Here is a 19390-nt window from a genome sequence, read left to right as displayed (position 1 = left end):
CAAGATATTAAGCGTTACGCGTTCATGGATCGCTAACCTGCTTTCGAAATGACCTGAACATGATCGGTGATGGCATGACACAAGACACGGCTAGTCCGGAACCGCGAAATCTGACACATGCTTCATCGCCTGCTGAGCAGTGGTGGAAAATCCCGGGTGCACCGCCGGATGTCGGGAAGTTTGTTGAGGCATGCGAGGCCCTGCTGGGCTCAGGTGACGGGATCAGCGGATTAAAACTTGTACTCGAAACGATGGCAGTCCATCAGGACGAGTGGAAGCTCTCCATGGCGGGAGCGTCGCTCATCCTGCGTTTCACAACGCGTTACGACATCGTTGGGGTCCTGCTGCGCAATGTCATACGCCTGCAACCTGACAATGTGCCCGCCCAGGCTTTCTCCGCCCATTTGCAGATCGTGCGCGGGGACGTAAGCGGCGGCTGCGCAAGCTTTGCACAGATGATGGCAACATATCCCGGGCAGAAAGCGGAGATCGGGGAATTCATCAGCATGTCCCTGCTTGAAGTCGGGTATCCTGCTGAGGCGCTTGCGGTGCTGAAATCTCTGTTCAACGACGGAGATGAAACAGCGTCACTGCTCAATAATGCCGGTTGTGCGCTCGAGCGGCTCAATCGCTCCGTTGAAGCCCTGCCGTGGTATGAAAAAGCCCTCAGAATCAGCCCTGAACGCAGAGCTATCGCGTTCGGTTATGCCTGCACCCTGATCAAGGCGGGTCTTTTTGAGAGAGGCTGGCCACTCTATTTCGAGCGCGAATTGCAGATAACCCCACAGCAGGGCTGGGTACGCAGCATTCAGCGGCTCCGTCCTGATACCGGCCTCTCAGGGAAGCGTATCCTTGTCTTTCAGGAGCAGGGGTTGGGCGATACGATCCAGTTTATACGTCACCTACCCGCCCTTGCAGCGCGTGGTGCCGAAATCCACGTCTGTGTGCCCGCCTCTCTGGTGCGCCTTGTGCGTCAGTCCTACCCGGCTTTGACGGTGCTGGACCCTGTGAGTGCTGCTACGAACCACGCATATGATTACGCGTGCCCCGTGCCGGATCTGCCCTTTATCAGCGGGGTGCGGACGGTGCACGATATTCCAACCTGCATTCCATACATTACCGATATCCCCGCTGACCGAGAAAAAATGGCGGCCCTGCTGCCAGCGGGTAGACCGCGGATCGGTCTTGTATGGGCAGGCGAACGGCGTCTTCGCTCAGAATACGCATTGGCTGATATGCGGCGCTCGATTTCCTTCAGCGATCTCGCCGAGGCGCTCCTCCCGGCTGAGGCGACCTTCGTCAATCTGCAATTCGGGACACCAAGGGAAGAGCTGAAGAGCTGGGCCGGTCAGACAATTCATGATCCCATGAGCGAGGTACAAGACATGGCGGATACGGCGGCCATCATGCGTAATCTTGATCTGATCATCTCGGTCGACACGTCACCCGCGCATCTCGCCGGAGCGCTTGGTTGTCCCGTATGGTTGATAAGCCGTTGGGATGCGTGCTGGCGCTGGGGGGATTCCGGAACAGGGAGCCCATGGTACCCTACAATGAGAATTTTCCGCTCGAATGAGCGCTCTTTCCTTCCTGTCCTTCGAGAAGTCGGAAAAGCGCTGAGACTCTGGATCGATATGCGAGGCGTCTGATGCTTTCAGCCTGTTGGTCGTGCCAATTGCGTAGGGCTGCTTCGGTATGATGCGAGGCTGCGTCCTCTCATGCCGCTCATGCCTGAATGATGAGGGGCAGGTTGGGTGAAATGACTGAAACCCTGGAAAGGATGAAATGCCCTCACAGCAGGCTGTGTTCCCTCACGCGCATCAGCAACGATTGTATCGCCGTAAGGAGACTGGCTTCGTGGCGCCGCCAAATCAATCGCGCCCTTACGCTGAGGCGGGTGTTTAACGTCCCCTGACGGGCCTATCCGTTCGTCATCAGGTATGGCCCAGGTTTCGAGCACCTTCCATTGATACGGGGCTCCGAGCCCTGGGGTCTGGGAATGATAGGCCGCCGCCGCACGCGGCCAACTTCCCATCTTGTCGTGCATCTGGTTAAGAAAACGCCCGGCATAGAGAGCATTCGAGGTTGGGTCGAACGCCTCATCAAGTGAATGGAAAGCATCCGGATGCTGTTGCAGGTTGACCTGCAAGCACCCGACGTCGATCGACATAATACCCGCATTGCGAAATTCGGTTGCCGCCGTGACGGCGTCCTGTTTGGAATCGTAATAATGGCCAACGCCATTGGCCATTATTGTCCACGGCCAGGATGACAGTCGCCCCTGCGCGTCGGTCTTGCCGCTCTCGACCCGACTGATGGCATATAAGAAACCTTCGGGAATGCGGAGGACTTTTTCAGCCTGGCTGGAGGCTATACGGCAGCGCTCGGCTTCCATCGTCTGAGACAGGGCCGGCACGGGAGCGAGAACAACGCTGAAACCCAGTATTGCGAGAGACGCGCTGGCTGATTTCGATAGGCGTGATTTCATGAAAATGATGAGTCCGTTATGCCTCACAGCGAAATCCATGGCAGTCTTTCATCGGCGTGTATGTGACAGCGGGATTACGGTTCGCCGTGGTGCGGCATAGATCAATATCAAGGGTCTTCCCGTTACAGGATAAGCAGGCGTTATGACAATCATTATCGCTTTTGCAACAATGCCGGTGTGAAACCGTCTGTCTGTTGGAAAGCGTTAACCTTGTTGTGGTTGTAAGTGACGGGCCTGTGTCGTAGGGTGTCGTTGCTGGCGCCTGTCGTACACGATTGCTATCGATGATGCAGGCTCATCCATTTGATAAAGACATTTCGATACGCACTTTGCGTCACACCGGGAACTGGGCTGGACGATCATACGATGCATTGTCGTAACAGGAAAAAGACGTTTGGCTGCCTGATAAAGACGCTCCTTTTTTGCATGAGCCTGGGAATCGGGGGTTATGCGCCGGCGTCAAACGCCACCGCAGTACGTGTCAAAGATATTGTCGATTATGAGGGTGTGCGTGACAACCAGTTGGTCGGATACGGATTGGTTGTTGGTCTGCGAGGAACGGGCGACCGGCTGACAAACACGATCTTCACTCGCGAAACCCTCATCAGCATGCTCAATCGTCTTGGAGTGAATATCCGCGATCGAGAAGTGCAGTTACAGACTCACGATGTTGCCGCAGTCATGGTGACCGCGACTTTGCCTCCTTTCTCTCACGGGGGTGGGCATATCGATGTTACGGTATCGGCAGTGGGCGACGCCCGTGACCTTGCGGGAGGCACGTTGCTGGTGACGCCGCTCCAGGCAGCAGACGGTGAGGTCTACGCTGTGGCGCAGGGCTCCCTCGTCACGAATGCTTTCTCAGTCGGAGGAGCGGCGGCCTCGGCTACCCGCAATATTCCAACGACAGGGCATATCGCCAATGGCGCAGTTGTTGAGCGCGAGGTGCCGGTCTCCCTGGGCAGAGGCGGGTTGATTCATCTCTCCTTGCGAAATCCGAATTTCACGACGGCAAACAGGATCGTCAATGCCATCAACCGTTCTCTCGGATATGGCACGGCCAAAATGGATGATCCGCGCACGGTTTCAGTCAATATGGCCGGGCGAGATGCGCCCTCGCTTCTCTATCGGATCGGCGATCTTATGATCGAACCGGATACGATGGCCAAAGTCATTGTGGATGAGGCAAGCGGGACCATCGTGATGGGCGATAATGTGCGCATCAGCACGGTTGCCATTGCGCAAGGCAACCTTACGATCCAGGTGACGGAAACTCCGTTGATTGCCCAGCCTGCACCATTTTCGAATGGGACGACGGCGATCGTGCCTCGAACGCAGATCGATGCCAGTACAGACAGTTCTCACCGATTGGGTATCCTTCGTGAAGGTCCCACGCTCGCGAGCCTTGTTGCCGGGCTGAACGCCTTGGGAATGGGGCCGCGCGACATGATCAGTATCTTGCAGGCTATCAAGGCCGATGGCGCTCTCCAAGCGGATCTGGAGGTTCGATGACATGACGGCTTTAACGCCTGCAACACTCTCTTCTCTCTCTGCTGCACAGAATGAGACATTGGCTAAAGCGCAGGAGGCTGCCCGAACCGCAAAAGCTGACAAGGCACGCGAAACAGCGAGATCTTTTGAGGGCCTCACGCTGGGTGAGTTGCTTCAGCCCATGTTCGACACTGCAGACATCTCAGACAACGAATTTGGTGGAGGCGCGGCTGAAAAGCAATTCCGTTCCTTGCAAGTGCTGGAGATGGGAAAGCAGATAGCCAATAATGGCGGGATCGGTATTGCCGACAGTGTGTATCGACAAATACTTGCGATGCAGGAACACGAGGAAACATGATCGGTATGCGCTCAGACCAGACCTCACCCGTCACAAAAGCGGCATCGCGGCTTATGGCCCTGCTGAAAGCAGAAAACGAACAGCTCCGTCAGGGAAAGCCTGAACAGATTGAGTTACTGCTCGCGGACAAAACGAAATTACTGTCAAAAATGGAGCAGGCACTGGCTCAATTTGAAGAGCAGGGGGGCGATAAAACAGCTCTGCTGCCGACCATGGGGGACCTGATCGCGCTTGTTGCGGAGAACCAGGCTTTGCTCGAACATATGTCAGTGGTTCAAACCGAATTCCTGAAATTGATATGTGCCGCGCCCGTTGAAGAAATCACGCAGGCATACAGTCCGTCAGGTCACTACGTCACACCGACGACAGAGAGCGCTGCCTTGACCCTTCACAGTGAAATCTGAGAGTTGAAAGACCGTATGCGCGTTGGATTGGCGAGGTCGACAGGTCTGTTTATAAGCTTGGCGTTGACTGCATGTCAGTCTCCAGCAAAGCCGTATCTCACCATGGGTAAACGGATAGCGGATGCGGGGTTTATAGCCCATCCCGCAGATACAACTGCACGATACGCAATGATGAATTCGCTCCCGCCTGGTGTGATGACCTATCGGCCTGCTCCTGGCGGCCCCATTTATCTCTACGCAGACCCGATCGGATGCGGCTGTGTTTACATGGGATCGGACGTGGCGTTCGTTTATCTCTTGAATTCGACTCCTGTTGTTCGAAATCAGCACTTGCCCATCAAGAATGTTCCTTCGATTGCAGCGATGGCTGCTGAAAATCGACGCGATACAAGCGTCTGGGACTGGAGTGCCTGGTCCAGCCTTGCAGACCCCGGGGCTACCCAGCCCCGATATGTAACCGGGGCTGCATGGTAGAAACGGCTCGGTTCTCTACTCGCCGAGAAACTTGCTGCCCATACGTTTGCGAGCATGATGACCTTCTGGCACCGGCTTGCGGGCCTCGGTAACCACGGGCGTGACGGCCGGGCGTTGCTCGTGTCGCTCTGGTTCGGGAATGGGAGCCTTCGTTAAGGTGTGGTTATCCGGAAGGGGAGCTTCGGTATTTTCCGGATCGTCTTGCAGGATAGGTGACTCTGACTGTCGAAGCATATCCAGTTTGACGTCTGACACATCATCCAGAAGTTTTCCCAGGGATTGCTCACTGGATTCCGCTTTTCGTGTCAGAACGCTAAGCTGCTCAGCCTTCGAATCGGCCTTGTCCACAAGCGTATCCAGTTCACCCCCGACGATCTTGGCTTGCTCGATCGTGCGGCTCAGCGGTCGGCCGCTGACTTGACCCGCGACACGCAGCTTTTCAACACCATCATGCGCATTTTTGATACTGGTCTCGAGCTTTTCGATAAGTTTGACGAGACTTGCTTTGTCGCTCTTCAAAGCCGATAGCGTCTTGCTGATGTGAAAGTTATAGGCGATGCCCAACAGCAGCAGAACCGAGAGTGCCGCTTCTATGAATACCTGAATTTGGGCGAGCATTCTCTCTCGATCCTCCGTTATCTATCGCCACCCTTGTTTTGCAGGATGTCAGTCCATAGTCTCGAAGTCAGTGGTGTCCTCACTCGGGCTGTGTATATGCGGGCTATCCTCGGGCACAAGCCGATGATCGATCTTCACGGCTGCTTTCCCTCCTGATTGCCCCAGATGTCCCTCGAAGAGGGTCGTCTGATTACACTGCAGCGTCACAGGAAGGGTGTTTTTCACCTTGTGGGGAAATACGAGCCGCATACCTGGCTTCATGGTGAGCAATGTCGAAAGGCTGACGGTCTGCTCCTCAAGCACAGCCAGGATTTCGGCATTGGTTTCCATAATTTCGGAAATAAGATGGTTTTCCCAAACCGAATCACGGCCGAATCGCTCCCCCATGAACTGCTGGGAGAGCAGATCTCGCACAGGTTCGAGGGTTGCATAAGGGATGACAAGATCCATATTGCCGGTCCGGTCCTCCATATCGATATGCATCTTCGATGTCACGACAGCATTTGAAGCACGAGCGATCGCCGCAAAGCGTGAGCTTACTTCAAGCCGTTCGAAGATAAGGTCGATCTCGCATACTGGGCTGAACGCGACCGACAATTCCCGCAGGGTCAGGTTCATGAGCTTTTCGATCAGAGTGCGCTCTATCGCGGTGTGAGGCCGCCCCTCAGTGCCTGAATGACCCTTCCCACGCGGGCCACCCATGAGAATATCGATTATGGAGTAGGCCAGCGCGGAATCGATTACGAGAAGACCGTAATTCTCCCATTGGACAGCCTTGAAGACGCAAAACAGCGAGGATGACGGCACGCTGTTGACGTAGTCGCCGAAACACATGGAGCGCGTGTATTCTGTGGTAATTTCGACATTGTCATTCGTGAAATTCCGAAGGCCCGTTGTGAGGAGGCGGACCAGACGGTCAAGCACGATCTCGAGCATCGGCATGCGCTCGTAAGCGACAAAGCCGGCCCTGATCACACGCTCCATTCCTGTCTCGTGCCGTTCAGGCAGGTCGCTGAATGCGCCGCCAAGGAGATTGTCAATCTCCGACTGGTCGAGCATCTGGTTCAGCGTTTCCTCCGCCTGAAAAGGCTCGGAGGCGTTGCCGGAAAAGGGGTCATTCTCGCTCTCGACCTTGGGGTCGGCCCAGGCATCAGGTATGGGCGGGATATGGTGTTCACTAGGCGACATCATGAAACTCTGCCTGCATCGAAAGGACCGATGTTTATCTCAACCGGTCTCACTGTATGAGGAATTCGGTAATATAAAAATTGGTGATCTTGAGGGGCGCTATCTCAATTCTAAGCCGCCTCAGAAGAGTTTCACGCAACCTGTACACCCCGTTCCCCCTTATCTCCTGAGGGCGCGTCTCGTGCAGATAGGTCTGAAATATATCCTGGATCTGGGGAATATACCGCCTCAGCGAGGCCTCATTCTGAGTTCCTGCAATCTCCACACGCGTTGTCATCTTCACATAGACGGGTCGATTTTCACCATTATCGAGGCTCGAGATGATGGATGGTACCGCCAGGATGGTGTTTTGGGTAGTGGACGGGTCAGCAGCCTCTGCTGCCTGCTTCGTTGATGAAAACCACCCCTTATGGATTGCAAGATAGCCTGTGCCGGCGATTAAAGTGAGCAGGATCAGTGATGTTGCCACGAGAATGAGGCGTTTCTTTCTAGGTTGAGCCTTCATCCCAAGCCGATCGTCATCGACAACGTTGATGTCGAGATCATCGTTCAGGCGGGATTCACTCATTTATCTTTCGCTCACGTTCTTCTGGCAGTGATTGTAGTTTGATTAATGCGCCATTCATGCGCGGACGGAAATTTCTAGGGCGCCATAGGAGGAGCATCCTCCTGCGAGGCCGCCTTGTTTCAACGGGCAGCATCAGACTGCTGCCCGGGAAATCGTCTTTTTATATTATTGCTTCATGGCAATGGTAGCCTGCAGCAGAGTGTCTGCAGTGGTGATGACCTTGGTATTGGCTGAATACGCTTCCTGAGCGACGATCAGGGCAGAAAGGTCGCTTGTGAGATTTGTGGTTGAAGACTCTGTGTAACCTACGGAGAGTGTTCCGGTCCCGTTGGCGCCAACAGTGCCGACAGCGGGGTTACCAGACGCTGCGGTAGCGGTGTACGCTTGCCCGTCTACCGCGTTCAATCCGTTGACATTGGCGAAATTGGCAAGCGCAATCTTGCCCGCAAGTTGGGATGCCCCGTTGCTGAACTGCGCCATGACCGATCCGTCGCTCTGTATCTGAACGCCCTGATAGGTGCCAGCGGCTACAGCGTCGGATGTGAGAGCTGTCGTGTCCTGTCCAAGCGAGCTCGAAGTCGAAAGCAGGGGGCTCGTTGTGCTGGTCATGTCTGGCAGCTTCACCGTATAGGCCTGCCCGTTGATCGTGGCGGCAAGAGTCGTCGGGGGTGAATTTGCCGTGCCGTTCGCATTAAAGGTGATCGAACTCGTCGAGCTCAGCGCAGCGCCGGTAGAGGAGTTGATGGCCGACACGTTCCAGGTTGGCGGCGAAGCAGATGTCTGAGCCCACCGAAGCGATACGGGCGTACCCCCGACATCAACCGGCGACGTCATATAGCTCTGGTTCGAGCCGGTGGCCGTACCGATTTGAGAGCTGTCCTCAGTGAGTGTCGGAGTATTCTGATCAAGCGTCAGGCTCGAGACTGCGCTCTTGCTCGCAGTGCCCGTCGATTGTGCCATGATCGTTCCGCTGGTGCCACCAATGGTGCCCAGTGACAGGCTAATCGACTGAGAGGTATTCGTTCCATAAGACGCTGTGATGGGGAGCGTTACAGCCGCGCCAGTGGTGGTCGAGCCAACTGTAGCACCCGTCGAATCCGTCACGCTGGCCAGAGTGCCGTTGCTGTTGAAGGTGACGTTATAGGTGTTATCCGCCTGATTGATGGCGCCCGTTCCATCTGCGTCATAAGCGCTGGCAGTCCAGACGAGGGGATTTGTGGTGCTTTGGGACCAGTTGAGTGCCACATGATGCTGTGTCGCGTTCGCATCATAAACTGTCACGGGTGCAGTCGTGTATGTCTGGGCATTATTTTTAGTATAACTCGCCGAATTTGCAGGCATTGTGCCCACAGTAGCTGTCAGCGTGAGCTTGCTCGTCTGTGGCTGACGGTAAGTGATATTGCCAACATTGATCTGCGTCACACTTGTGCCAAGCTGTCCGGACGACGGATCGACCATATATCCGTCGAGATAATAACCGCTGGTATTGACAAGATAACCTTGGTTATTTTGCGAGAATTCACCGTTGCGCGTGTAGTAACTCTGATCTGAAAATTGCGTTGTGCTCGCATTGCCTGCACCGTTCGCCTTGGAGACGACGAATAGCCCATTCCCAGAAATAGCCGAGGCAAGACTGTTGCTGCTGGTGGTCGGTGTACCCTGATTATCGACATGCTGCACCGTGATAGCGGATACGGAGTCCGAGACATCGGCCGAGGCCGTACTGCCAATCATAGAGCCGGCAACGAAGTTCTGGAACGAAGTCGTATCGGCTTTGTAGCCCACGGTCTGACTGTTTGCGATATTATTGCTGAGATTTGTAAATGCCGTTGACTGCGCGTTTATTCCGCTGACGGCCGTCGTGAGCGCGTTAAATACTGACATCAGAGTGTCCTCGACCTTATATGCCACGAGCTGCTTCGCTTGCCGCATGGGCATGGTATACGAAGAGTCCGAATGTTGAATGAACGAGACGACATAAAAATGCGCGATGAGTTGACCGGATCGAAATTTGCCTCTCACCGCGCCTGCGGCAAACAGGAGTATCCCGAAACGAGCTGAATCCCAGCTTGGTTATGGGTAGCATGTGTTGGTGGAAACGCAAGCTTTGTTACGATGTTTATCTGGATGGTAGCTTACGATATCGTAATGCGGTAAAGTGTTTTTTCCGGTGCGAGAACGGGAAGCTAAATGCCGAATGACAAAATTGAGACAAAAGCCGCAGGCGTCGGATAAAAACGTTTCGTTAACTATTTTCACAATTATATGAGGGGCCGGCATGGATCCGGCGCAAAATAGGGGTGGTTCTGACAATCAGCGCTCGTGGCGCGGCGTTAGTATACTCCGGCTTTGTGAGTGTCTATCTGCCCTCGTCTCCAGTACTCTTCAGGCAATCTCCGGAGTGAAAAATCGATGTTTAAGTCGTGGCCTGGTGGCTGGGCAGATGCCAAAGCCAAGATGAATGCGCTTGATCGTGCACTGGCTTTCATCGAATTCGATGTGAGCGGCATGATCCTCGAGGCCAATCAGAATTTCTGCGAGGCAATGGGTTATCGGCTCGATGAGATCGTAGGGCGCCATCATCGCCTGTTCATTGACGATACCTATGCGGCAAGTGCGGAATATGCGGGATTCTGGCGCGGGCTATCTGAAGGAAAATCCTGCACGCAGGAATGCATAAGACTGGCAAAGAGCGGTTCCGAGGTTTTGCTGCAGGCGAGCTATAATCCGGTCAGGGACGTTACAGGTCGGGTCTATAAAATCGTCAAGGTGGCAGCTGTAGTGACAGAGGCTGCGGCCCTCAGGGCTGACACAGCGGGCAAGCTCGACGCGATCTCCCGTGCTCAGGCTGTTATCGAATTTGCGCCCGACGGCACCATCTTGCATGCGAATCCCAATTTTCTCGCAGCTATGGGCTATTCACTGCCAGATCTTGTCGGGCGCAACCATGCGATCTTTGTCGGGTCGGATATGGCTTCCACCCCGGAATACAACGCGTTCTGGAATAAGCTGCGCACAGGGGAATATGTGCCGCTCGAATGCAAGCGTCTCGATAGCCGTGGGGAGCCGGTGTGGCTGCAGGCTTCCTATAACCCGATTTTTGATATCAAAGGCGAGGTGGTCAAGGTCGTCAAATTCGCGACAGTCATCACGGGACGGGTAAAGGCCATTGATGACGTTGGTAAGGGTCTGGCGCGACTGGCCGATAACATCCTCGGTTTTCGCCTTAATGGCGAGATCGATCCCACATACGAGAAGCTCCGCGAAGATTTCAACAGGGCAATCTCAAAGCTGGACATGACGCTCGGCGGTGTTGCGGCCTCGGTGGGCACGGTCGCGAACGGAGCCAATGAGATCGTCGTTGCCTCCAATGATCTCGCTCGCAGGACGGAGATGCAGGCGGGTAATCTCGAGCGCACCGCCGTTACGCTCAACCAGATTACTGCGCGCGTATCAAAAGGGGCGGAAAGCGCCAAGGCAGCGGCCTGTTCAGCTTCATCAATGAGAGTCGATGCACTGGCGGCGACCCAAATCGTGGATGGAGCGATCGATGCCATGGAGCGTATGCGTGAGGCGTCGAAGGCAATCTCGCAGATCACCGGGATGATCGAACAGATTGCCTTCCAGACCAATTTGCTTGCCTTGAACGCTGCCGTCGAGGCCGCCCGCGCGGGTGAGGCGGGTCGTGGGTTCTCCGTGGTGGCTACAGAAGTGCGCGCGTTGGCGGAACGTTCTGCGAAGGCCTCTCAGGAGATACGTCTCCTCATTTCAGAGAGTACGACGCACGTTGACCGTGGCGCAAAGCTGATCACGGATGCCGGATCTGCGCTGGGTGGGATTGTCGAACGTATATCCGGAATTGACGGCCTTCTGTCGGAAATCGCCTTGGGATCCGAAGACCAGGCGGAGGGGCTGGGGCAGGTCAACCAGGCTGTGGGTCAACTGGATCGTGTAACCCAGCAGAATGCCGCAATGGTCGAAGAGGCAACTGCGGCGGCCAATAGTCTCGGTGTCGAGGCGGGGCGTCTCAAGGGGCTTGTTGATGAGTTCACGTTGAGCGAGGTTGTCTAGGGTGTCGGGCCAGTTACAGCCATTTGGCTAGGTATTTAGTCCGTGCCATTTTTCACGATGCGTGGCCCGGTCTGCGCAGTAGACCTGGATTGTGTGCACCACCCTGCATCGGCTTACCTGATGCAGGGGGCGGGTGCGGTTCCCCGAGGCCGAGCTCTTGCGTGGCTACAGCCTTTTTTATCCCGGATGTGCCAGCTTCTCGTGGCGCCAAATTTCCAGAGCCAGAGCCGCCGTATCGGCGGAAAGTATGTATCCTCTCGCGCTATTTCCCACGTACCGTCAGAGATGGTTGGAAACTTTTGCGAAACTATTTGTCTCTAGGTCTGTCCGTGCTGGTTTCCCCTTTTTCATCGGGGTGGCGTGTTGAAGCCCGTCGTGGGTGACTGCGGCATTCTCTTGCTGAACGGAATTGCATGAACCTCTTGGCCTCCCTTTCTATCGCCACGGGTAGCCTCAGTGTTATCGAGGCCCAGTATGCTGTGACGGCAAACAATGTCGCGAACGCAAATACCACTGGCTACGTGAAAGAGACGGCTGCGACGCTGTCTTCAGTGGCTGCGGGGTATGGTACAGGGGTCAGGCTTGGAAATACCCAGCTTGCGATCAATCAAGCGCTTCAATCATCGCTTTATCAGCAAAATGCCCAGGCCTCGTCCTACACAGTGATGAGCAATTCGCTGGCTGCCGTCTCCTCCGTGCAAGGATCTACCTCTCAGGATTCCGGGAGTACTTCTAGCCTTTCAGACCAGCTCGGCAATTTGCAAAGTGCCCTGATTTCCCTGACGTCCACTCCTACCCAGAGCGTCTCCCAGAGTGCAGTCCTCAGCAAGGCCTCTGCCTTGGTGACAACCGTGCAGACTCTTGCCTCGGCCTATGCTTCGCAGCGACAGGCGGCGGCTGATGGTGCGGTTTCCGATGTGTCCTCCATCAACTCCGACCTGACACAGATTGGTGCCCTGTCGAAGCAGATCATGAAATTCAAAAGTCTCGGGCAGGGTACCACCGATCTGGAAAATCAGCGTTTGGGCGTGATGTCGGACCTGTCTTCCAATCTGAGCGTGTCCTTCACCACCAGTGCGAACGGCGATATGACGGTGCGCACCGCAGACGGAACGCAGTTGCCAACCAGACCTGATCAGATGGGTCTGGATGATAGCACCCAGACGCTACCCAGCAGCACGTGGCCTCTCTCGACTTCGAGTGCTACACTGTCGAGCAGTTCATACTACAGTGCGCAGAACACGAACTCTTCCATTCCGGCAATTACTCTCGCTGGCCAGGATATTACAACGAGTCTGACAGGGGGGAGCCTTGGCGGTAATCTGACCCTACGCGATAGCACTTACCCTCAGATGCAGGCGCAGCTCGATTCGTTCTCCTACACGGTAATGAATCGTTTTAGCAGCGCAGGATTGCCTCTGTTCGTTACCGGCTCTGACGCCAACGCGACGAGTTCGATTCAGGGCAGTGACCTCAGTAAACCGGTGCCTCAGGGAATTGTTGGGCTATCTGCCAGCCTGAGTGTCAACAGTACCTATACCAAGACGCCGTCGGCGCTCACCACCACCACGAATAGTGATGGGAGCACCAACACAGGTGTCACAACCACCATCAGCAATGTCCTTTCCACCACCTTTGGCTCGGATGCCGAAGACGTAAGCGGGAGTCTTTCTGCGCCGTCCAGCAATCTCGGTCCAGGTGGGTCGATCTCGACGGGATATGCAGGTAATCAGGGACTACTCGCGTTATCGACCGCCCTTACGTCCAATCAGGGCGCTACCATCGCTTCCATGAGTGCGGGTGTCACGTCTAGCAGCGCCGTTCTCACGCTTCTGCAGACCAAAGTGGCAGACGTTTCGGGCGTCAACGTCAATGACGAAATGGCCAAGACCGTTGCGCTGCAAAATGCCTATACGGCGAACGCGAAGATCATTTCCACGGTGCAGACCATGTTCAATGCGCTGTTATCGGCAATCCAGTAATCGGTCCGGAGATTGGTCATGAGCAATGCGGTAGGTCAGTACGGTGGATCGGCTCTCTCGCTCATTCTTGAGGCGAGTGTAAAGACCCTGACTTCGCAGCAGGAGACCGCAACGTGGCAGAGCAGCACAGGTATCATCGGGTCGACTTATGCCGATCTGGGGACATCCCGTTCCGCGGCGCTCAGCCTCACTCCCAAAATTACTCAGGTGCAGGCATGGCAATCCAATATCACCAACGCTCAGAACACGTTGTCGGTCACGGCCACCGGTCTCAATCAACTTGTTTCGATGGCGCAGACACTTTCCACTAATCTGCTTGGTATCTCAGGCACGGCAACATCCAGTCAGGTTGCTGCCGCCGCCTCATCGGCAATGAGTGCCCTTGGTGATCTTAAGACAGTGCTTAATACGAGCGATGGTGCAAATTACGTATTTGCGGGCACTGACAGCAACACAGCACCCATAAAAGGGAGCGCTTCCCTGTCATCAAGCAGCTTGGCTCAGCAGATTGCGGCGAGCGTTCAGTCTCTCAACGCATCCAATGCGGAGTCTGTTCTTGCCAGTGCGACCTCTCTGGCGGGGTCAACCGATCAGGCCGTATCCGTATTTTCGTCGACACTTTCCGTATCTCCGGCTCAGGCTGCTGACAATCAACGCAGCGTGATGAGTGGGACCAACACCACAACAAGTTTCGGTATCGTTGCGACTCAGTCATCCATGACCTCCTCGTCGAACAATACGTCCACCGGATCGCCGATCAGGGATCTGATGCGAGACCTTATGGCAGTATCGGCAATGAACGGGATGTCGTCCAACACGCCAGGATTTTCCGATCTCGCAAAGCAGATCTATACGTCGCTCGGCACGACAATTAGCCAGCTGACCGAAGAGGAAGGCGCTGTGGGCGCAACGCAAAACAGCCTGACCTCGCAATCGACAATGCTGACTGGACTTTCCACAATGCTCGAAAGCCAGCTAGGCGATTCGCGAAATGCTGATATGGCGACAGTCGCGACCAATGCAGCGAATATCAAAGCCAGCCTGAGTGCCTCGTATATCCTTATTTCAAACATGAAGGGCATGACACTGGCGGATTATCTCTGATGACCCATCCGGAAGGCAGCGCAGAGGCGCTTCAGCTGGCTGGTGATTATGTGTCAGCGGCGAAAGCATACGAAATCCGCCTTCAGGCATCTCCCGATGACGCGCGCACCCTGAGCAATTACGGCGGCCTGCTCAACTTGCAAAACCGGTTTTCGGATGCCCTCGCGTTATTGAGCCGTTCCGTTGCGCTTGATCCTGGTCTCCCCGACGCGTGGTCCAATATAGGAAACAGTTTTTTACATCTAAGCCAGTACGAAAACGCAATCGCCTGCTATCGCAACAGTCTCCGCCTCGAGCCTTCACATGCTCTGGCGCTCAGTAACATGGGCGTAGCTCTTGATCATCGCGGCGATCATGCACTGGCGCGCGGTTTTCATGATGCCGCTGTCCAGATGAACCAGGAGAATGTATACAGCCGGACCAACCGCGCCGTCTCGCTGCTTCAAAGTGGCGATTATGCTGAAGGCTTTCGCGAGTATGAGCATCGCTGGACAGCGCTGCGTGCTTCTGGCGGGCAAAGTAGTGTGCCTCGCTGGGGTGGAGAGCTGGCGCCTCACAAAACGCTGATGGTTTTCACCGAAGGCGGATTTGGAGACGTCTTGCAGTTTTCCCGATTGGCTCCGCTTGCGGCGCAAAAGGTCGGACAGGTCATTCTGCGTGTGAGGCCGGAGCTCGTCTCGCTTCTGGAGCGTAGTTTCCCTGAAATCACTGTCCTGTCGGAAGACGATATCCTCCCCGAGCACGATCTCGAATGTCCGGTTCTCAGCTTGCCTCACGTGCTCGGGATAACGCTCGAGACGATCCCTGTTCCCGGCAGATATCTGCGGCCTGACTCGATAAAGGCCGCCCTGTGGCGCGAGCGGCTTCGGGCCGGGGATGCTGATGACCGGCACGATACCTTTCGTGTGGGGCTTGTATGGGCGGGCGCACCGCATCCCGAAGTTCAGGCAGCATTTCTTGCTGACCATCGCCGCTCCATGAATCTGCAGGATCTGGCACCGTTAGGGCATGTCGCCAGACGCTTCGAGACGCTCAGGTTCTATAGCCTGCAGATAGGGGAACGCGCAGCGCAGGCGGCAAATCCGCCTGAAGGGATGCGTCTTGCGGATCACACGAGGCACATCGCCAGTTTTGATGATACGGCTGCGTTGATAGACACGCTGGATCTCGTTATCGCTGTCGACACATCGACTGCGCATGTATCGGCTGGGCTGGGGAAGCCCACATGGCTTCTTTCACGCTATGATCAATGCTGGCGTTGGCTCTCGGGGCGACGTGATTCACCGTGGTATGAGTCGATACGCCTTTATCAGCAAAAGCAGCCCCTCGACTGGGAAGGGCCTGTTGCCTTGCTCACAGACGATCTCACGGCTCTTCTTGAGGCGAGGCATGCTCACACGCCCGTCTCAGCCCGATGAGACAGGCGTGTCCCAAAAGACGCGCTGACGCAGGCATCCGAAAATTTTGAAAAGTTTCATATTCCTGGTCTCGTATTGTGCAACAAAGCATTGTAGGCTGTAACCATCATATATCGGCATAGGGGCATCGAGCTGCCTCCATGTTGCATGCCAGATAATTCGAAGATCGCCTGATATTGAAGTCCTGTACGCAACCGAAATAATATTTCGTTGCGATAAAAAAATATAATGTCGATGCAAGAGGCTCTTCGCAGTGCTCTTGATAGGGGTGTCCTGAAATGATGAGATCGCTTGATATTGCGAATACGGGCATGCAGGCCCAGACCACAAATGTCGAGACGATTTCCAACAATATTGCCAACATGACAACCACCGGCTACAAACGTCGTCGTGCTGAATTTCAGGATCTGATCTATCAGGATCTGCGTCGTGCCGGGACGATGAGCTCTGATACCGGGGACCTTGTTCCTGCAGGTGCGCAGGTTGGTCTTGGTGTCCGCACAGCTGGCATATACCGTATCAACGAGCAGGGTACGCTGGAACAGACCGGAAATTCGCTGGATCTTGCCATTGAGGGGCGTGGATATTTCCGTGTAACCCTCCCATCGGGAGAATATGCCTATACTCGTGACGGAACGTTCTCGCTCTCGGAAGACGGTACGATTGTCTCTGCGGACGGCTATCCCCTGTCTCCCAATATCTCCGTTCCCAACAATGCGGAGAATATCACGATCGATCAGTCTGGACAGGTACAGTACACGCTGTCTGGTCAGACTACGGCCCAGGTTGCTGGTCAGTTGCAGCTCGCGACATTTCAGAATGAGAATGGTCTTACGGCGATGGGGCAGAACCTGTTCACCGAAACAACCTCATCTGGCACAGCCAACCTCAGTACACCGCAGAGTGAGGGATATGGTTCGGTCCGTCAAGGTTTTGTGGAGGAATCCTCAGTTAATGTCGTGACCGAAATCACCGCGCTCATTACGGCGCAGCGGGCCTATGAGATGAACAGTAAAGTGATCACTGCCTCGAATGAAATGCTGCAAACCCTGACCAATCTGCGGTGATACCAATATGCGCGGGCTTACGATTGCTCTCATAGGGCTATCTCTGATATGCTATTCCATATCAGGATATGCGGCGACCCTGCGCAATACGTCCATCGTCTCGTCCGGGATGGTTCGTCTTTCAGACATTTTTTCTGGTCTTGAGCCAGGGCAGGACCGGGTTCTGGGTCTTGGACCGGCCCCTGGATCGAGTATTCATGTCAGCGGGCAACAACTGATTGCGATAGCCGATCAATATGGTGTCGAGTGGGAGGACCAATCCTCCTCTTCGTTCATGACGATTACCAGAGCAGGAAGAATTCTTGACGAGCACTATTTCGTTTCCCTCGTCAGGAAAAACCTGCCCGACCTGGGCGAAGGCCCCGTCTCAATAACGTTTCACGACTTTCATCCTGTGACAGTCTCTGCGGATGAGGCCGAACCGGTTGTTCTGTCTGATGTGAAATGGGATCAGCGGAGCGGGTGGTTTTCTTCCACTGTTTATCGTGCCCACCCTACAGGAGATCTGGCAACCGACTCGTTCATGCTGACGGGTGTTGTCCATGCCACCCAGCGCGTGATTGTGTACAACCACTCGATGGGGGCAGGAAGCGTTGTCACTGCCGCAGATGTCAGGGTGGACGAGGCATATTCCGGTCATCTGCCGTCGCGTGCCGTCACCGATCCGGCTGAGGTAGAGGGGCAGACCATCAGCCGTGGTGTCGTGGCGGGCTCCGCAGTCATTGCGCAGGACCTGCAGCGCACTGTGATCATGCATAAGGGAGATCCCGTCATGATCACCTACGTAGCTCCAGGGCTCAGATTGTCGATTGCTGGAAGGGTTCTTGAGGATGCCGGTGCCAAACAGCAGGTCCGCGCATTGAATGAGTCGAGCGGGATGATTGTCAGCGGGAAAGTCACTGATGGGTCAAATGTGGAAGTGGCGTTGACGAGTCATCCAGTCCCGTCCGATCCGAAGACAATGCGCCGGCTTTCGGCGTCTATGCGCAATCCTGCGCCCTGACGTTTCTTGGCGATAGGTGGCTCTGAATACGATGACGCGCTTTTATTCCCGTGGCTCATTGACCGTGCTGCTGCTACTGGGCGGCTGCACATCACTCTCTGATCTAACGGAACTTGGTCATCCACCGAGAATGACCCACACTTCTGATCCGACACAGTCGCCGGACTATCGTCCGGTGACAATGCCGATGCCACCTCTCCAACCTCCGCCGACGGAGGTCGGGAGCCTGTGGCGCTCAGGAAGTCGGGCTTTCTTCAAAGACCAGCGTGCCTCTCAGGTTGGCGATCTGATAACGATCAACGTCAACATCTCGGACAATGCGGCACTCAACGACAATACCACCGTCGCAGGAAGCGGCTCACAGACATTCGGGATCCCAAGTTTCTTCGGGGCCCAAGGTAAGGTGCTATCAAGTAGCAGTGCGCTGGACACAAGTAGTGCGACTGCAAATACGGGCGCAGGTGTCATTCGCCGTAATGAGACTGTCACCCTTGCCCTGGCGGGGACGGTGACGCAGGTACTGCCCAATGGTAACTTCGTTGTCGTTGCCCGGCAGGAAGTCCGCATCAATGGTGAATTGCGTCAACTCATGGTTAGCGGAGTTGTTCGACCCCAGGATATAACGGAAGACAACATCGTCACACATGATCGTATTGCAGAGGCACGGATTTCGTATGGCGGTCGTGGACAGCTGACCACTGTCCAGAATGCGCGCTGGGGACAGCAGATTATGAATGGTGTCCTGCCATTCTGACCAAGCAACCGGCTTGTTGGCAGGTTTTGGTTTATCGGCTTCTTAATTCTGGGAAATGTGGTGTCTTTCGCGTAGCGCAGCCCCCTGCCACGACGAGGCTGGCTCGAGCAACGCTTCATCTTGCCCATGTTTCCTCCGGCTTTTCGCCAGGGCGCTCATGCGAACTGCATCAGAGAAAGTAACGATGACCGGAAGGAACGGGCAAGAAAGGGGCCATTATTTATATGCTTCCCCCCTCACTCACCATGGTCGATATTTTCGTGTTGGAAATTTCCAGCTGGAGGGTTCGAAGAACCCACTGGTTTTGAAACCAGCTCTGTGATTCCATTCGTCCGGTTCTGACTGAGGGAATGGCGCTATGAAGCAGTGTGGTTTCTTTGACGTTGAGGAGCGGCTTGCCCGGTT

Annotated in this window: 17 protein-coding genes; 11 read left to right on the top strand and 6 right to left on the bottom strand. The window is 55.1% G+C overall.

Features of this window, described 5'->3' with window-relative positions:
- Window positions 1-74: 74 nt before the first annotated feature.
- Window positions 75-1649: a tetratricopeptide repeat protein gene (locus ACWNRM_RS12215; RefSeq protein ID WP_485171080.1), complete on the top strand. Its 1575-nt coding sequence runs from the start codon at window positions 75-77 to the stop codon at window positions 1647-1649.
- Between the two features lie 5 nt (window positions 1650-1654).
- Here ACWNRM_RS12215 and ACWNRM_RS12210 read toward each other — a convergent pair whose 3' ends face one another.
- Window positions 1655-2488 (bottom strand): transglycosylase SLT domain-containing protein, encoded by an 834-nt coding sequence (locus tag ACWNRM_RS12210; RefSeq protein ID WP_485171079.1) that lies wholly within the window; start codon window positions 2486-2488, stop codon window positions 1655-1657.
- A 426-nt stretch (window positions 2489-2914) separates the two neighbouring features.
- On the opposite strand from ACWNRM_RS12210, the gene ACWNRM_RS12205 reads away from it, so the two are divergent.
- From ACWNRM_RS12205 to ACWNRM_RS12195, 3 genes are read left to right on the top strand one after another with little or no spacing between them, the layout of a single operon-like run.
- On the top strand, window positions 2915-3997 hold the full coding sequence (locus ACWNRM_RS12205) for a flagellar basal body P-ring protein FlgI (protein ID WP_485171078.1): 1083 nt from the start codon (window positions 2915-2917) through the stop codon (window positions 3995-3997).
- Complete coding sequence (locus ACWNRM_RS12200) at window positions 3963-4334, top strand: rod-binding protein (protein WP_485171077.1); 372 nt, start codon at window positions 3963-3965, stop codon at window positions 4332-4334. The genes ACWNRM_RS12205 and ACWNRM_RS12200 overlap by 35 nt, the downstream gene beginning before the upstream one ends.
- Window positions 4331-4738, top strand: a complete 408-nt coding sequence (locus tag ACWNRM_RS12195) for a hypothetical protein (RefSeq protein WP_485171076.1) — start codon at window positions 4331-4333, stop codon at window positions 4736-4738. The genes ACWNRM_RS12200 and ACWNRM_RS12195 overlap by 4 nt, the downstream gene beginning before the upstream one ends.
- A gap of 489 nt (window positions 4739-5227) precedes the next feature.
- On the opposite strand, the gene ACWNRM_RS12190 is transcribed toward ACWNRM_RS12195, so the two are convergent.
- The 4 genes from ACWNRM_RS12190 to ACWNRM_RS12175 all read right to left on the bottom strand — a co-directional run bounded on the left by ACWNRM_RS12190 (window position 5228) and on the right by ACWNRM_RS12175 (window position 9470).
- Entirely contained in the window at window positions 5228-5830 is a 603-nt protein-coding gene (locus ACWNRM_RS12190) for a DUF6468 domain-containing protein (protein ID WP_485171075.1), read from the bottom strand.
- A 48-nt stretch (window positions 5831-5878) separates the two neighbouring features.
- Window positions 5879-7021 carry a flagellar motor switch protein FliM gene (gene fliM / locus ACWNRM_RS12185; protein ID WP_485171074.1) on the bottom strand — a complete coding sequence of 381 codons (1143 nt, stop codon included), beginning with the start codon at window positions 7019-7021 and terminating at the stop codon, window positions 5879-5881.
- A 46-nt stretch (window positions 7022-7067) separates the two neighbouring features.
- Window positions 7068-7586 (bottom strand): flagellar basal body-associated FliL family protein, encoded by a 519-nt coding sequence (locus ACWNRM_RS12180; protein WP_485171073.1) that lies wholly within the window; start codon window positions 7584-7586, stop codon window positions 7068-7070.
- A 165-nt stretch (window positions 7587-7751) separates the two neighbouring features.
- Window positions 7752-9470: a flagellar hook-basal body complex protein gene (locus tag ACWNRM_RS12175; protein WP_485171072.1), complete on the bottom strand. Its 1719-nt coding sequence runs from the start codon at window positions 9468-9470 to the stop codon at window positions 7752-7754.
- 528 nt (window positions 9471-9998) lie between these two features.
- Here ACWNRM_RS12175 and ACWNRM_RS12170 point away from each other — a divergent pair.
- The 7 genes from ACWNRM_RS12170 (at window position 9999) to flgH (ending at window position 18985) form a co-directional block, all read left to right on the top strand.
- A complete protein-coding gene (locus ACWNRM_RS12170; protein WP_485171071.1) occupies window positions 9999-11657 on the top strand; it encodes a methyl-accepting chemotaxis protein in 1659 nt (552 codons plus the stop codon).
- 413 nt (window positions 11658-12070) lie between these two features.
- Window positions 12071-13639 (top strand): flagellar hook-associated protein FlgK, encoded by a 1569-nt coding sequence (gene flgK / locus ACWNRM_RS12165; protein ID WP_485171070.1) that lies wholly within the window; start codon window positions 12071-12073, stop codon window positions 13637-13639.
- 18 nt (window positions 13640-13657) lie between these two features.
- Window positions 13658-14743 (top strand): flagellin, encoded by a 1086-nt coding sequence (locus ACWNRM_RS12160; protein ID WP_485171069.1) that lies wholly within the window; start codon window positions 13658-13660, stop codon window positions 14741-14743.
- A complete protein-coding gene (locus ACWNRM_RS12155; protein WP_485171068.1) occupies window positions 14743-16161 on the top strand; it encodes a tetratricopeptide repeat protein in 1419 nt (472 codons plus the stop codon). Before ACWNRM_RS12160 ends, ACWNRM_RS12155 begins: the two co-directional genes overlap by 1 nt.
- A gap of 281 nt (window positions 16162-16442) precedes the next feature.
- Window positions 16443-17228, top strand: coding sequence for a flagellar basal-body rod protein FlgG (gene flgG / locus ACWNRM_RS12150; protein ID WP_485171111.1), 786 nt, complete (start codon window positions 16443-16445; stop codon window positions 17226-17228).
- A 7-nt stretch (window positions 17229-17235) separates the two neighbouring features.
- Window positions 17236-18231 (top strand): flagellar basal body P-ring formation chaperone FlgA, encoded by a 996-nt coding sequence (flgA, locus tag ACWNRM_RS12145; protein WP_485171067.1) that lies wholly within the window; start codon window positions 17236-17238, stop codon window positions 18229-18231.
- A 31-nt stretch (window positions 18232-18262) separates the two neighbouring features.
- Window positions 18263-18985, top strand: coding sequence for a flagellar basal body L-ring protein FlgH (gene flgH / locus ACWNRM_RS12140; RefSeq protein ID WP_485171066.1), 723 nt, complete (start codon window positions 18263-18265; stop codon window positions 18983-18985).
- A gap of 220 nt (window positions 18986-19205) precedes the next feature.
- On the opposite strand, the gene ACWNRM_RS12135 is transcribed toward flgH, so the two are convergent.
- On the bottom strand, window positions 19206-19390 hold a 185-nt coding region (locus tag ACWNRM_RS12135), incomplete at its 5' end, for a hypothetical protein (protein WP_485171065.1).

It is taken from the genome of Asaia sp. A2, from assembly GCF_057319415.1.
The sequence above is the reverse complement of the archived record's forward strand: the minus strand, read 5'-3'. Positions and strand labels throughout refer to the sequence as shown.

Bases quoted from the DNA above. Each gene is read 5' to 3' on its own strand.
- ACWNRM_RS12215 (WP_485171080.1), top strand. From the start codon at position 75: ATGACACAAGACACGGCTAGTCCGGAACCGCGAAATCTGACACATGCT.
- ACWNRM_RS12210 (WP_485171079.1), bottom strand. From the start codon at position 2,488: ATGAAATCACGCCTATCGAAATCAGCCAGCGCGTCTCTCGCAATACTG.
- ACWNRM_RS12205 (WP_485171078.1), top strand. From the start codon at position 2,915: ATGAGCCTGGGAATCGGGGGTTATGCGCCGGCGTCAAACGCCACCGCA.
- ACWNRM_RS12200 (WP_485171077.1), top strand. From the start codon at position 3,963: ATGGCGCTCTCCAAGCGGATCTGGAGGTTCGATGACATGACGGCTTTA.
- ACWNRM_RS12195 (WP_485171076.1), top strand. From the start codon at position 4,331: ATGATCGGTATGCGCTCAGACCAGACCTCACCCGTCACAAAAGCGGCA.
- ACWNRM_RS12190 (WP_485171075.1), bottom strand. From the start codon at position 5,830: ATGCTCGCCCAAATTCAGGTATTCATAGAAGCGGCACTCTCGGTTCTG.
- fliM (WP_485171074.1), bottom strand. From the start codon at position 7,021: ATGATGTCGCCTAGTGAACACCATATCCCGCCCATACCTGATGCCTGG.
- ACWNRM_RS12180 (WP_485171073.1), bottom strand. From the start codon at position 7,586: ATGAGTGAATCCCGCCTGAACGATGATCTCGACATCAACGTTGTCGAT.
- ACWNRM_RS12175 (WP_485171072.1), bottom strand. From the start codon at position 9,470: ATGTCAGTATTTAACGCGCTCACGACGGCCGTCAGCGGAATAAACGCG.
- ACWNRM_RS12170 (WP_485171071.1), top strand. From the start codon at position 9,999: ATGTTTAAGTCGTGGCCTGGTGGCTGGGCAGATGCCAAAGCCAAGATG.
- flgK (WP_485171070.1), top strand. From the start codon at position 12,071: ATGAACCTCTTGGCCTCCCTTTCTATCGCCACGGGTAGCCTCAGTGTT.
- ACWNRM_RS12160 (WP_485171069.1), top strand. From the start codon at position 13,658: ATGAGCAATGCGGTAGGTCAGTACGGTGGATCGGCTCTCTCGCTCATT.
- ACWNRM_RS12155 (WP_485171068.1), top strand. From the start codon at position 14,743: ATGACCCATCCGGAAGGCAGCGCAGAGGCGCTTCAGCTGGCTGGTGAT.
- flgG (WP_485171111.1), top strand. From the start codon at position 16,443: ATGAGATCGCTTGATATTGCGAATACGGGCATGCAGGCCCAGACCACA.
- flgA (WP_485171067.1), top strand. From the start codon at position 17,236: ATGCGCGGGCTTACGATTGCTCTCATAGGGCTATCTCTGATATGCTAT.
- flgH (WP_485171066.1), top strand. From the start codon at position 18,263: ATGACGCGCTTTTATTCCCGTGGCTCATTGACCGTGCTGCTGCTACTG.